This window comes from Leifsonia xyli subsp. xyli str. CTCB07, from assembly GCF_000007665.1.
GTDB lineage: Bacteria > Actinomycetota > Actinomycetes > Actinomycetales > Microbacteriaceae > Leifsonia > Leifsonia xyli_C.
Window position 1 is genome coordinate 1,744,388 of sequence record NC_006087.1, and the last position, 12,444, is coordinate 1,756,831.

Here is a 12,444-nt window from a genome sequence, read left to right on the forward strand (position 1 = left end):
AATGGATGCCATGCCACTCTCCGATATCAGCGCGCTCGGCTACGAGGAGGCGCGCGACGAACTCGTCCGCGTCGTCACCGAGCTGGAGCAGGGCTCCGCGACGCTCGAGGAGTCCCTCGCGCTCTGGGAGCGCGGCGAAGCTCTGGCCCGGCGCTGCGAGGAGTGGCTGATCGGTGCGAAGGCCCGGCTCGACGCCGCGCGCGCCGGGGCCGCAGAGAGCGCGGGCACGGCAAAAAGCGCGGTCGCGGCGGACAGCAGGGGAGCCGCGGACAGCGCATGAGCCCCCGAAACAAGCCCCCGGCGGTCGTCGCCGAACTCGGTCGCCCCGAGACGCCGGAGGAGACGGCGGCCCGCAGGGCGCAGAACTCGGCCAACCACCGCAACCGGCAGACCGTCAACAACCTCGTGTACTCGCTCATCGCGACCGTCACACTGGTGATCGTGATCGTGCTGGCCGTCCCGCGTGGCGCCCCCACCGCGTCCACCCACGACGTCGACTTCGCCGCCGTTGCGCAGCAGGCGCAGGGCAGCGAGCCGGACCCTCTGCTGGTTCCGGAGCTGCCGGACTCCTGGACGTCCAACAGCGCACAGTTCCGCACCAAGACCGCCGACGGCGTCGACTCCTGGTATATCGGGCTGCTCACGCCGAAAGGCGAGTTCATCGGTGTCACCCAGGGCTTCGAGGCGAACGAGAGCTGGATGGCCGGCCAGGTGAACCGCAGCCGGATCGCCGGGACCCGGGACATCGACGGCGTGCGCTGGGACGTGTACGACAACCGCACATCCGGCGCGGACACCGGCAACGTCGCCTACGCCCTGACGACGACAGCGGGAAAGAGTTCCATCGTCGTCTTCGGGACCGCCGGCGACGCCGAGTTCCAGACAGTCGCCGCCGCACTGGCCGGACAGATCCGATCGCTGGGAGACGCGTGATGCCCACGAACCGTCCGGGACGCATCTGGAACGAGTTGTTGCGGGGCAACGAGCGCTTCGTCGCCGGCACGCCCCGTCATCCGCGCCAGGGCGTCGAACGCCGCGAATCCGTCGCCCAGGGCCAGGCCCCCCTCGCCGCGATCTTCGGCTGCGCCGACTCCCGTCTCGCCGCCGAGATCATCTTCGACCTCGGGCTCGGCGACGCGTTCGTCGTACGCAACGCCGGCCAGGTGATCTCGGACTCGGTGGTCGGCTCGCTGGAGTACGCGGTCGCCGTACTGAAGGTGCCGCTCATCCTCGTGCTCGGCCACGACGCCTGCGGCGCCGTCGCCTCGGCCATCGCCTCGCAGGCGGCCGACGCCGAACCGCTCCCCCCGCACATCGCCTCGCTCATCGCCCCGATCGTCCCGGCCGTTCACCGCGTGACGAACACCGCGATGGACGCCGCGATCGACCCCGCACAGGTGGACGCCTCCGCGGTCGGCCGGGAGCATCTGCGCCACACGGTGAGCGAGCTGCTGGCCTGCTCGGAGATCATCAGCGACGCCGTCGCCGCCAATCTCCTCGCCATCGTCGGGGCCAACTACCGGCTCCAGGAAGGTCGGGTCGTCCCCGACGTCGTCGTCGGTCTGGCCGATCCGGCCGCCGACTCGCCGAGTGCCGCCTGAGCGGCGCTCACAACACACAGTAAGGAAGAACACACCGTGGTGGACACCAGTTCGGGCACCGAGTACCGCATCGAGCACGACACGATGGGCGAGGTGCGGGTGCCCGCAACCGCCCTGTACAGCGCGCAGACGCAGCGAGCGGTCGAGAACTTCCCGATCTCCGGCTCTGTGCTGGAGCCCGCCCAGATCGCGGCGCTCGCCCGCATCAAGAAGTCCGCGGCCCTCGCGAACGCCCGTCTCGGCGTCATCGACACCGAGATCGCGGACGCCATCACGGCCTCCGCCGACGAGGTCGTCGCCGGCGGACTGTTCGGCGAATTCCCAATCGATGTCTACCAGACCGGCTCGGGCACCTCCTCCAATATGAACATGAACGAGGTGCTCGCGACCCTCGCCACGCGCCGCCTGGGCCGCCCGGTGCATCCGAACGACCACGTCAACGCTTCGCAGTCCTCGAACGACGTCTTCCCGACCTCCGTCCACATCGCCGTCACCGGCGCGCTCATCGACGATCTCATCCCGGCCCTCGACCACCTCGCGGTCGCGCTGGAGGAGAAGGCCGAGCTGTGGGCCGCGGCCGTCAAGAGCGGCCGCACTCATTTGATGGACGCCACGCCGGTGACCCTCGGGCAGGAGTTCGGTGGCTATGCCGCCCAGATCCGCTACGGCATCGAACGTGTCCGGGCGGCGCTGACCCGGGTCGCCGAAGTCCCCCTCGGCGGCACCGCGGTCGGAACCGGCATCAACACCCCGGCCGGCTTCCCGCAGCTGGTGATCGAGCTCCTCACCCAGGAGACGGAGCTCCCGATCACCGAGGCCCGCAACCACTTCGAGGCCCAGGCCAACCGCGATGCCCTGGTCGAGGCCTCCGGTGCGCTCCGCACCATCGCCGTCAGCATGACCAAGATCTGCAACGACCTCCGATGGATGGGCTCCGGCCCCAACACCGGCCTCGGCGAACTGCATATCCCGGACCTCCAGCCCGGATCGTCGATCATGCCCGGCAAGGTCAACCCGGTCGTCCCAGAAGCTGCCCTCATGGTCGCCGCGCGCGTCATCGGCAACGACGCGACGATCGCCTGGAGCGGCGCCTCCGGCCTCTTCGAGCTGAACGTCGCCATCCCGGTGATGGGCACCGCCCTGCTGGAGTCCATCCGCCTCCTCACGCAGGCCAGCCGGGTGCTCGCCGACAAGACCGTCGCCGGCCTCGAAGCGAACCTCGCCCGGGCCCGCGCGTTCGCCGAGTCCAGCCCGTCCATCGTGACCCCGCTGAACCGCGTGATCGGCTACGAGGCCGCCGCCAAGGTCGCCAAGCACTCCGTCGCCCAGGGGATGACCGTTCGGGAGGCCGTGATCGCTCTCGGCTTCGTCGAACGCGGCGAGGTGACGGAGGAACAGCTCGACAAGGCGCTAGACGTGCTGAGCATGACCCGCCCCGGCTGAGACACACAGAACGGGAGAACGGCCACCGTCCGCACCGCGACTCCGCCGATTTCCGGGTGCCCTCCCTCCCACCCCGCAGGAGGGCGCCCGGCCTTCTCCCCACACCGCACCTTCTCCCTGCGCTCTGCCCTCTGATCCTCGCCGTGTCCTCTCACCACATCGCGGCCACCGCCCAGAAAGCCCCCAGCAGCACCGGACCCAGAGCAACATCCCCACCCGTGCCACCACGGCCCCCCTGGCCGCTCCACACCGCTGCCGCTCCGGCCGTGCCAGCGGTCAGGACGCAGGCGATCCCCCAAACGAGCACGGCGCCGGTCTCCCCCACCGGCACGAGCACCCCGGCCGCGAAGGCGAGCGGCCCCCACGGGGGCTCCCCCGGGCCAGCCCGTCCCACACGACCCCCACGACGAGGAAGACGTAGCCGGGCAGGACAAGCGCGTTCGGGAGCCGTCGCTCCCGCACGTCCGCCGCCACCAGCGGAACGGTCACCGCGGCGAGATAGAGGCTCCCGACCGCAGCCGGCCCAGCGTTGCGCAGCAGAAGAAGCGCAACGCCGAGCACGGCAGCGGCGGCGATCCGGACCTGTGTTTTCCCCATACCCTCACGCTAGAGAGGGGCGAGCCTCCGGATCGGGCATTCACAGGAAATACCGGTTGGTCCTGATCCTCCACAGGACAAGGGCCTCACGCCAGCTCGTTCGCCTCCAGCATCTCGGTCACGAGGGCCGCGATGGCCGACCGCTCCGACCGCGTCAGCGTGATGTGCCCGAACAGCGCGTGACCCTTCAGCGTCTCGATCACCGACGCGACGCCATCGTGACGGCCGACCCTCAGGTTGTCGCGCTGGGCCACATCGTGCGTCAGAACCACACGGGAGTTCTGGCCGATCCGGCTGAGCACCGTGAGCAGCACGTTCCGTTCCAGCGATTGCGCCTCGTCCACGATCACGAAGGAGTCGTGGAGCGAGCGGCCCCGGATGTGCGTCAGCGGCAGCACCTCGAGGATGCCGCGATCCTGCACTTCCTCGAGCACATTCCTCGAGACGAGCGCCCCGAGCGTGTCGAACACCGCCTGGCCCCAGGGGTTCATCTTCTCGCCCTGGTCGCCCGGCAGATACCCGAGCTCCTGTCCGCCGACCGCGTACAGCGGGCGGAACACGACGATCTTCTTGTGCTGCTGCCGCTCGAGCACCGCTTCCAGACCTGCGCACAGCGCGAGCGCCGATTTGCCGGTGCCGGCCCGGCCACCGAGCGACAGGATGCCCACCTCCGGGTCGAGGAGCATGTCGATCGCGAGGCGCTGCTCGGCGCTGCGGCCATGGAGCCCGAACACATCCCGGTCGCCGCGCACCAGTTTCAGCTCGCCCTCGTTCACGACGCGGCCGAGGGCCGAGCCGCGGTCGGAGTGGATGATGAGCCCCGTGTTGATGGGGAGCCCGTCGACCAGCGGAGTGCGCATCCACTCCTCCTCGTAGAGATCGCTCATCTGGTCGCTGCCGAGCGAGATCGCCGCGAGACCGGTCCACCCGGAGTCGACGGCCTGCTCGTGGCGGTACTCCTCGGCGACGAGGCCGATCGATGCGGCTTTGACGCGCATCGGGAGGTCCTTGGAGACGACGGTGACCGCAAGGCCCTCGTTCGCCAGGTTGAGCGCCACGGCGAGGATGCGCGAGTCGTTGTCGCCCAGCTGCATCCCGCTCGGGAGCACCGACATAGTGGAGTGGTTCAGCTCGACCCGCAGCGAGCCGCCCTCCCCCACGGGGAGAGGGAAGTCCAGCCGCTCGTGCTGGACGCGCAGATCGTCCAGGTTGCGCAGCACTTGCCGGGCGAAGTACCCGATCTCGGGATCGTTCCGCTTCCCTTCCAGCTCGCTCACGACGACGACGGGGATGACGACAGCGTGTTCGGCGAACCGGAAGATCGCCTTGGGGTCGGACAACAGCACAGAGGTGTCGAGCACATAAGTCCGCTCGCTCTGCTGGATGGCGTTTCCCGCCGACTCGAACTGCCGGGTTCCTGCTTCAGCCACGACCACTCCCACCCCCGCGGTCCCGCTCTCGCGAGAGCCGGCGGATCCTTATGGCGAGTCGGCCAGTGGGTTTCGAAACGAACGGTGTGGCCGTCTCGACCGAGCTCCGTGCCCGATGACACGAAACTACGCCGACTGTGCGCCGATCGATGCGTGGCGCGGGTGTGTGTTGCGTTACGGGCTGATGAATTCCTGCACCATTGCGGGAACCGGCCGCTCAGATCGCGGAGGAGTAGGAGACAAGCGCGGCGCGCACCATGCCGAAGGTCTCCTCGGTCGTGCCTGCGTGGACGCTGATTCGCGCGTTCGTCTCGCGGACCGTCGCGGTGATGCCGTGGTTGAAGAGGGCGGCGGCCAGAGCGGTGAGTTCCTCGGGCAGCGGCTCCAGCACGACGATCCCGGCGCGTTCCGCGGGGTTCCGCGGCGAGGAGACGGGCACAGCGAACTCGTCCGCGAGCGCGATGACTCGCTCGACGGCAGCCGACACGGCAGCCGAGATCGCCGGGACGCCGACCGCGGCGACCTCGTCGAGACCGGCGGCAAACCGCGCCTGGGCAACGAGGTCCGGGTTGGAGACAGCGTACGCCCGCGCGGCCCGCGCCGGGTCGAGCACCTCGTCCCAGGTCTGGCCGTCGGCGTCGGTGCCGACCCAGCCGCTGAAGACCGGGGTCAGGTGCCCGATGGCACGCTCGCTGAGGGCGAGGAACCCTGTGCCCCCGCCGGACCGCATCCACTTCTGCCCGCCCGAGACGACGACATCGGCGACCTCGTAGGGGGCGTCGACCATGCCGAAGCCCTGGATGGCATCGACGATCAGCAGCCGGTCGCCGATGACCTGCCGGATGCCGTCGATGTCGGCCAGATAACCGGTGCGCGAGTCCACCAGGCTGACCATGACCGCGCTCGTGGCGGGCGTGAGATGCTCGCGGATGCGCGCGGGCGTGACGCGGCCGTTGTCGGTCTGGAGCCAGACCGGCGCGATGACGCGCATCGCCTGCGCCGCACGGACCGCCGCGTAGGTGACGCTCGGGAACTCTGCGCGCGAGACCAGCACCTCGCCGCCGGTGAGGCCGAACGCGGCGTGCATGAGTCCGCTGGAGGCGTTCGACTGGAAGGAGACCTGATCGGCGGGGAACCGCGTCAGCGCGCTCACGGCTTGGCGGAGACGCGCGCCCTCCGCGGCCATCCCCTCGATCGTGCCGAACCGCGCCCGCGAAAGGATCTCGCACTGCGCGATCGCCTCCGCTCGCACCGCCGCCGACAGCGGGCCGACCCGGCCGTAGTCGAGGTATCCCGGCTCCTCGCCGAACCCGCGCGCGAACTGCTCGATCGTCGTCATCCCGCACCTCCGGGGACCATCCTGCCGCTTTGCGAGCCGCGCACGCGAATCCCCTTCGGCGGCTGCGGCTCAGGAGCCGAAGCGGCGCTGTCGGCGGGAGTAGTCGCGGACGGCGCGGAGGAAGTCGACTTCGCGGAGGTCGGGGCCGAGCGCTTCGACGAAGTAGAACTCGCTGTGGGCGCTCTGCCAGAGCATGAAGTCGCTGAGACGCTGCTCGCCGGAGGTGCGGATGACGAGGTCGGGGTCGGGCTGCCCCCCGGTGTAGAGGTGGGCGCCGATGAAATCCGGTGTCAGCAGGTCGGCCAGGGTCTCCAGGCTTCCGCCCTCGGCCTGGTGCGCGGCGACGATGCTGCGGATGGCGTCAGTGATCTCCTTGCGGCCGCCGTAGCCGACGGCGAGGTTGATGTGCATCCCCTCGTTCGCCGCGGTACGATCCTCGGCGCCGGTGAGCGCGGCGCCGAGCGGATCGGACAGCCCGGCGGCGGAGCCGACGTGCTTGACACGCCAGTGGCGGTAGCGGGAGAGGTCCTCGGCGAGTTCCGCGATGATTTCGATGAGGTCTGCCAGCTCGGCGCTCTCGCGGTTGGTGAGGTTGTCCGAGGAGAGGAGGTAGAGCGTGACGACGGCGATGCCGAGATCATCGCACCACTTCAAGAACTCGCGCATTTTGGCGGCGCCCGCACGGTGTCCGTGCGCGACCGTGGTGAGACCGGCCTGGCGTGCCCAGCGGCGGTTACCGTCGATGATCATCGCGACATGCTTCGGGAGCGCTTCGACGCCGAGCGCCGCGAGTTCGCGGCGAACGCCTTTCTGGTACAACCCATAGAGCAGTCCGCTGGCAAGGGGAGAACTTCTTCTGCTCACTCGGATACGTTAGCGCGGCACACGGCCCAGAGCTCACAGCGTCCCGCCACCCGTCTCCCATAGCTTTGCCCGCTATGTCCCTTACGCTTGGCCCATGACGCCGCGCAACGCTTCCGACCCCGAGGATGTCGCCGAGTTCCTGGCCGAACCGATGACCGCACTTCCGCCCGCTGACGGAGCGGTGAAGGCCGATGAGCTGCGCGGTCCGGCCCTCCCCAACATCCCGCTGCTGGACGCTTCCCCGGCCCATCCCTCGGAGATCAAGCCGACGTGGCGCGGCTGGATACACGCAGGCACCTTCCCGGTGGCCATCGCGGCGGGCATCGTCCTCATCAGCCTCGCGCAGGGCGCATCCGCGAAGTGGGCCGCCGCCGTCTTCATGCTGACGTCGATGCTGTTGTTCGGAAACTCAGCGCTCTACCACCGCTTCAGCTGGAAGCCGCGCACCAAGATCGTCCTGAAGCGCATCGACCACGCGAACATCTTCCTGCTGATCGCGGGCACGTACACGCCGCTGGCGGTGCTCGCGCTGCCGCCGGAGAAGGGCGTGCTCCTGCTCTCGATCGTGTGGGCGGGCGCACTCCTCGGGATCGGGTTCCGGGTGTTCTGGATCTCAGCGCCGCGCTGGCTGTACGTTCCGATCTACCTGTTGCTTGGCTGGGCGGCGATGATGTACATCGTCGACCTGGTGAACGCGAATGTCGCGATGATGGTGCTCGTGATGGTGGGCGGGGTGCTCTACACCGTGGGGGCGGTCATCTACGGCGTCAAACGCCCGAACCCGTTCCCGGGGGTGTTCGGGTTCCACGAGATCTTCCACACCCTGACGGTGCTGGCCTTCCTCTGTCACTGGGCGGCGACGCTGCTCATCGCGATGCGTCCCGCCTACAACGGCTGAGGGAGGGCCGTCGCTCAGCTGCGATGGTCGCCGGTGTCGCCGCCGGTGGACACCGCTTGCTCGGCGTCGAGCTTCTGCGCGATCTCCTCGCGGTAGCGCACGCGCCGGATGCGGCGGGTCATGTCCAGGATGAGGAGCACGGCCGCGACGGCAATCAGGAACGTGACCACGAACCCGACGACGCCCGGGGTCACCTGGTCATCGACCGGACCGCCGCTGGGGGTCGGCGTGGGGGTGGCCGCGAGCCACGCGGATGCGCGCAGCAAGAGGTCGGACATAGGGGGAACGTCGCTTTCGGCTCGGACGGGGACGACGAGGCATTCACAGCTTCGTCTCCTAGTGTTGTCTCAGCCTACCGTCGCAGCGGCGGCGGGCGTGGGCGGCGGCCGAGAGGCAGACAGGACACAGATGGCGCGCGACGACCAAAGCGTCCCGGACACGGAGGGCGACCGGGTCGAGACGTTCCCGCCGCCGGAGGCCGCGCATCCCGACGACGTCACCGCTGCTGCCCCCGCCGCGCCCGAGTCCGCCGGGCTCGCCTCCCGCTACGACCGCACCCTTTCGGCGAAGCGCCGGGACCGCTGGCTGCTCGGCGCGGGCGCTGCGGCCATGCTCGCGGTCGTCACCGCCTGGGTGCTCTGGGCCGGATGGGACAAGGACCAGGCCGATCTGCAGTTCACGGACACGGCGTACACCATCCCCGACGCCCGGCACGTCGACATCACCTTCACCATCAACACACCCCGAGGCACGGCTGTGACCTGCGCACTGCAAGCTCTCAACGAGGACTTCGCGATCGTCGGCTGGCGGATCGTCAGCTACCCCGGTTCGGACTCGCGCGTGACCACCCATCGAGAGAGCATCCGGACGACGCAACAGAGCACGACGGGTTTGATTAAAACCTGCTGGCTGACCTAGCCTTGTCATGGTGCGCCCCGGCCGAGGCCGGGGCGTCGACTTTACCCACCGGTTCCTGACCGGGCCATCTGCCGGCGGCGCTGCCGCAGGCGCGAAGGAGTTCACATTGTACCCGGAGTCTCAGACCACGTTTCTGACCCAGGATGCGTACGATCGCCTCGCGGCCGAACTCGAAGAGCTCAGCGTCAACGGCCGCGCTGAGATCGCGAAGCGGATCGAAGCGGCCCGCGAGGAGGGCGACCTCAAGGAGAACGGCGGTTATCACGCAGCCAAGGACGAGCAGGGCAAGATCGAGGCCCGCATCGTGCAGCTGACCGCCCTGCTGCGCAGCGCGACCGTGGGCGCAGCGCCGGAGAGCCACGGCATCGTGGAGCCGGGAACGGTGGTCACCGCGACCATCGCCGGCGACGAAAGCGCCTTCCTGATCGGCAACCGCGAGATCGCGACCGGCACAGAGCTCCCCGTCTACAGCGAGCAGAGCCCGCTCGGCGCCGCCATCCTGGGCCTGAAGATCGGCGACACGACGGAGTACACCGCCCCCAACGGCCGCCAGATCGCCGTCCGCATCACCAAGGTCGAAACCTACACAGGCCAATAGCGCCCCACTTCGACGCGCACGAACGCGGCCGAACCGCCGGGCACACCGACCGGTGTGCCCGGCGGTTCCGTTTCAGTCCTCTTCGAGGACCGGATCGTATCCCGCGGCGCGGAGAACGGAGATGACCTGCTGACGGTGCTCGGAGCCGCGGGTCTCCACGGAGACATCGAGTTCGACCTGACTGAGCTGCAGCCCGCGGCCATGCCGGGTGTGCAGCACTTCGACCACATTCGCGTTGACGCCCGCGAGGATCTCCGCGATGCGAGCCAGCTGGCCCGGCCGGTCGGGCAGCATGATCGACAGCTTGAGGTAGCGGTCTGAGGCGGCGAGACCGTGGCTGATCACACGCTGCATCAGCAACGGGTCGATGTTGCCACCGGAGAGGATGACGACCGTCGTGCCATCGGCGGGGATGTGCCCGGCGAGGACGGCGGCGACGGCCGCGGCCCCGGCGGGCTCGACCACGAGCTTCGCGCGTTCGAGGAGGACGAGGAGGGCTCGGGCGATGTCGTCCTCGGTGACCGTGACCACGGCATCCACCGCGTCCTGAACGATCTGGAAGTTGAGCGCGCCCGGGCGGCTGACGGCGATGCCGTCGGCGATGGTCGCGACGAGGGAGATCTCGGTGGGGGCGCCGGCTTCGAGTGAGGGCGGGTAGGCGGCGGCGTTGGCGGCCTGCACGCCGATCACGCGCACCGTGCGGCCCTCGCGTGCGGAACGCTGCTTGACCGCGCTGGCGATGCCGGAGATGAGTCCGCCACCACCGATCGGGACGACGATCGTGCTCACGTCGGGGACCTCGTCGAGGATCTCGAGGCCGAGCGTGCCCTGACCGGCCACCACGTCCGGGTGGTCGAACGGCGGGATGAGCACAGCGCCGGTCTCGGCCGCGAAATCCGCCGCCGCGCGCAGCGCCTCATCCACAATGCTGCCGCTCAGGACCACATCAGCGCCGTACGCCCGCGTCGCCTGGAACTTGGGGATGGCCACACCGACCGGCATGAAGATCGTGGCGTGGATGCCGAGCTCCCGGGCCGCGAAGGCCACGCCCTGTGCGTGGTTTCCGGCGGAGGCGGCGACGACCCCACGATTACGTTCCTCGGCGGTAAGCTTGGACATGCGGTTGTAGGCGCCACGGATCTTGTAGGAGCCGGTGCGTTGCAGATTCTCGCACTTCAGCAGGACGGGCGCACCGAGCACGCCCGCGAGATAGCGGGAGCTCTCCAGCGGGGTCGGCTGGGCCACCGTCGCCACGATCGCGCGCGCAGCCTCGAAAGCGGCCAGGCTGGGGCCGGCGAACGGGGTGCGCGTGGGATCGGTCACGGTAGCCACTCGCAAAGCATACTCACGGAGATATTCCCGATGGCGAATGCGGTTCAGCTCCGGGGGCGGCGCGCAGCGCTCGGCACGGTCTCCCAGATGGCGCCGGACGGCCGGGCGGGACCCGCCGGCGGCGTTCTCCGCCCGGCGCCGCTGGAGATGTCGTTCACCATCACATTGAGCACGGCAACCAACGGCACGGCGAACAGGGCGCCGGGGATGCCGGCGAGCAGCGATCCCCCGGCGACGGCCAGCACCACGGCGAGCGGGTGGACCTTCACCGCCGTGCCCATGATGAGCGGCTGGAGGACGTGTCCCTCGATCTGCTGGACCAGCAGCACGACGGCGAGCATGATGACCGCGAAGACCCAGCCTTTGAAGACGAGCGCCACAAACACCGCGAGCGCACCCGTCACGACCGCGCCGACGATCGGGATGAACGACCCCAGGAACACCAGCACCGCGATCGGAATGACCAGGGGAAGCCCGAGGAAGAAGGCGCCGAGCCCGATCCCGAGCGCATCGATCGAAGCGACGAGGATCTGCACCTTCACGAAATTCCGGAGGGTCGTCCAGCCGGCACGGCCAGCGTTGTCGATCGCACCGCGGGCGCTCCTCGGGAAGACGCGCACGATCCATGCCCAGATCCCTTTGCCGTCGATCAGGATGAACAGGACGCTGAACAGCGTGAGCAGGACGCCGGCGAGCACATGCCCGAGGGTCGAGCCGAGGGAGAGCGCCCCGGAGACGAAGACCTGGCTGTCCTGCTGGATGGAGGTCCACAGCGTGTCGAGACCGCTGGCGATCTGCGCTTCGCTGAGGCCGAGCGGCCCGGTGGTCAACCAGGCGCGGAAGCCGTCGTAGGCCGCGACGGACTGCGTCTGCAGATCGTGGCTCTGCCGGGTGACCTGCCAGATCGCCAGGGAGAGCAGTCCCCCGACCACGACGATGAGCGTGAGCAGGGTCGTGAGGATCGCCAGCCAAACGGGCCAGCGGTGACGGATCAGCAGCTCCTTGAACGGGACGAGCAGCGCGCCGAGCAGGACCGCGATGAGCACCGGGATGACGATCAGCCGCAGTTGCACGATGAGGAAGACCGCGACCACGATGACCGCGCCGATGACGAGCAGACGCCACGACCACGCACCGGCGAGACGCACACCGCGCGGCAGAGCGTCGTCGATCGCTCCGGCCGCCCGGTCTGTCTCCCCGGAAGCGCCGGGGGCGCGCCGACTGCGCAGAAAGCAGGCGCGCCCCGGCCGGACCGGACCGGGAGGCGGGGGGTCGCTGTCAGCCATGCCGATCAGTCTAAAACGGCTCATCGTAATCGAGGGTGTAGGTGGGGTCTGAATCCTCTGGCTTCGAGCGGGCTCCTGGCGATGTGGTGTGTCAGGTTCCGGAATCCCAGGGCGGAGCCACGGAGGTGCTCGAGTCGG

At 69.2% G+C, this 12,444-nt stretch carries 14 protein-coding genes; 7 read left to right on the forward strand and 7 right to left on the reverse strand.

The window, feature by feature from the left end:
• Position 1: 1 nt before the first annotated feature.
• From LXX_RS08280 to LXX_RS08295, 4 genes are read left to right on the forward strand one after another with little or no spacing between them, the layout of a single operon-like run.
• On the forward strand, positions 2 to 280 hold the full coding sequence (locus LXX_RS08280; RefSeq protein ID WP_011186436.1) for an exodeoxyribonuclease VII small subunit: 279 nt from the start codon (positions 2 to 4) through the stop codon (positions 278 to 280).
• Complete coding sequence (locus LXX_RS08285) at positions 277 to 933, forward strand: DUF4245 domain-containing protein (RefSeq protein ID WP_041767634.1); 657 nt, start codon at positions 277 to 279, stop codon at positions 931 to 933. Before LXX_RS08280 ends, LXX_RS08285 begins: the two co-directional genes overlap by 4 nt.
• Positions 933 to 1,601: a carbonic anhydrase gene (locus LXX_RS08290; protein ID WP_041767635.1), complete on the forward strand. Its 669-nt coding sequence runs from the start codon at positions 933 to 935 to the stop codon at positions 1,599 to 1,601. The genes LXX_RS08285 and LXX_RS08290 overlap by 1 nt, the downstream gene beginning before the upstream one ends.
• A 36-nt stretch (positions 1,602 to 1,637) precedes the next feature.
• A complete protein-coding gene (locus LXX_RS08295; protein ID WP_011186438.1) occupies positions 1,638 to 3,044 on the forward strand; it encodes a class II fumarate hydratase in 1,407 nt (468 codons plus the stop codon).
• Positions 3,045 to 3,195: 151 nt separating this feature from the next.
• On the opposite strand, the gene LXX_RS15685 is transcribed toward LXX_RS08295, so the two are convergent.
• The 4 genes from LXX_RS15685 to LXX_RS08315 all read right to left on the reverse strand — a co-directional run bounded on the left by LXX_RS15685 (position 3,196) and on the right by LXX_RS08315 (position 7,274).
• Positions 3,196 to 3,438 (reverse strand): hypothetical protein, encoded by a 243-nt coding sequence (locus LXX_RS15685; RefSeq protein WP_155806807.1) that lies wholly within the window; start codon positions 3,436 to 3,438, stop codon positions 3,196 to 3,198.
• Positions 3,439 to 3,727: 289 nt separating this feature from the next.
• Positions 3,728 to 5,071, reverse strand: coding sequence for a PhoH family protein (locus LXX_RS08305; protein WP_223227623.1), 1,344 nt, complete (start codon positions 5,069 to 5,071; stop codon positions 3,728 to 3,730).
• 217 nt (positions 5,072 to 5,288) lie between these two features.
• Positions 5,289 to 6,410, reverse strand: a complete 1,122-nt coding sequence (locus LXX_RS08310) for an aminotransferase class V-fold PLP-dependent enzyme (RefSeq protein ID WP_041767637.1) — start codon at positions 6,408 to 6,410, stop codon at positions 5,289 to 5,291.
• Between the two features lie 69 nt (positions 6,411 to 6,479).
• Positions 6,480 to 7,274, reverse strand: a complete 795-nt coding sequence (locus LXX_RS08315; RefSeq protein ID WP_011186442.1) for an isoprenyl transferase — start codon at positions 7,272 to 7,274, stop codon at positions 6,480 to 6,482.
• Between the two features lie 151 nt (positions 7,275 to 7,425).
• Between LXX_RS08315 and LXX_RS08320 the strand changes: the two genes are divergently transcribed.
• The gene (locus LXX_RS08320; protein ID WP_050737999.1) at positions 7,426 to 8,172 is read left to right on the forward strand and encodes a PAQR family membrane homeostasis protein TrhA; all 747 of its coding nucleotides are present in this window, start codon (positions 7,426 to 7,428) and stop codon (positions 8,170 to 8,172) included.
• Between the two features lie 14 nt (positions 8,173 to 8,186).
• Here LXX_RS08320 and LXX_RS08325 read toward each other — a convergent pair whose 3' ends face one another.
• Complete coding sequence (locus tag LXX_RS08325) at positions 8,187 to 8,450, reverse strand: hypothetical protein (protein WP_011186444.1); 264 nt, start codon at positions 8,448 to 8,450, stop codon at positions 8,187 to 8,189.
• 130 nt (positions 8,451 to 8,580) lie between these two features.
• On the opposite strand from LXX_RS08325, the gene LXX_RS08330 reads away from it, so the two are divergent.
• Together LXX_RS08330 and greA are read left to right on the forward strand one after the other, a co-directional pair.
• Positions 8,581 to 9,090, forward strand: coding sequence for a DUF4307 domain-containing protein (locus LXX_RS08330; protein ID WP_081423133.1), 510 nt, complete (start codon positions 8,581 to 8,583; stop codon positions 9,088 to 9,090).
• Positions 9,091 to 9,196: 106 nt separating this feature from the next.
• A complete protein-coding gene (greA, locus tag LXX_RS08335; protein WP_011186445.1) occupies positions 9,197 to 9,688 on the forward strand; it encodes a transcription elongation factor GreA in 492 nt (163 codons plus the stop codon).
• Positions 9,689 to 9,760: 72 nt separating this feature from the next.
• Here greA and ilvA read toward each other — a convergent pair whose 3' ends face one another.
• Complete coding sequence (gene ilvA, locus LXX_RS08340; protein WP_041767638.1) at positions 9,761 to 11,020, reverse strand: threonine ammonia-lyase; 1,260 nt, start codon at positions 11,018 to 11,020, stop codon at positions 9,761 to 9,763.
• A gap of 44 nt (positions 11,021 to 11,064) precedes the next feature.
• Positions 11,065 to 12,306 (reverse strand): AI-2E family transporter, encoded by a 1,242-nt coding sequence (locus LXX_RS08345; protein WP_011186447.1) that lies wholly within the window; start codon positions 12,304 to 12,306, stop codon positions 11,065 to 11,067.
• Between the last annotated feature and the right edge of the window lie 138 nt (positions 12,307 to 12,444).

Excerpts from the sequence above, each read along its gene's own strand:
- LXX_RS08320 (WP_050737999.1), top strand. The coding sequence starts at position 7,426 with ATGACCGCACTTCCGCCCGCTGACGGAGCGGTGAAGGCCGATGAGCTG.
- LXX_RS08310 (WP_041767637.1), bottom strand. The coding sequence starts at position 6,410 with ATGACGACGATCGAGCAGTTCGCGCGCGGGTTCGGCGAGGAGCCGGGA.
- LXX_RS08290 (WP_041767635.1), top strand. The coding sequence starts at position 933 with ATGCCCACGAACCGTCCGGGACGCATCTGGAACGAGTTGTTGCGGGGC.
- LXX_RS08280 (WP_011186436.1), top strand. The coding sequence starts at position 2 with ATGGATGCCATGCCACTCTCCGATATCAGCGCGCTCGGCTACGAGGAG.
- LXX_RS08330 (WP_081423133.1), top strand. The coding sequence starts at position 8,581 with ATGGCGCGCGACGACCAAAGCGTCCCGGACACGGAGGGCGACCGGGTC.
- LXX_RS08345 (WP_011186447.1), bottom strand. The coding sequence starts at position 12,306 with ATGGCTGACAGCGACCCCCCGCCTCCCGGTCCGGTCCGGCCGGGGCGC.
- LXX_RS08325 (WP_011186444.1), bottom strand. The coding sequence starts at position 8,450 with ATGTCCGACCTCTTGCTGCGCGCATCCGCGTGGCTCGCGGCCACCCCC.
- LXX_RS08285 (WP_041767634.1), top strand. The coding sequence starts at position 277 with ATGAGCCCCCGAAACAAGCCCCCGGCGGTCGTCGCCGAACTCGGTCGC.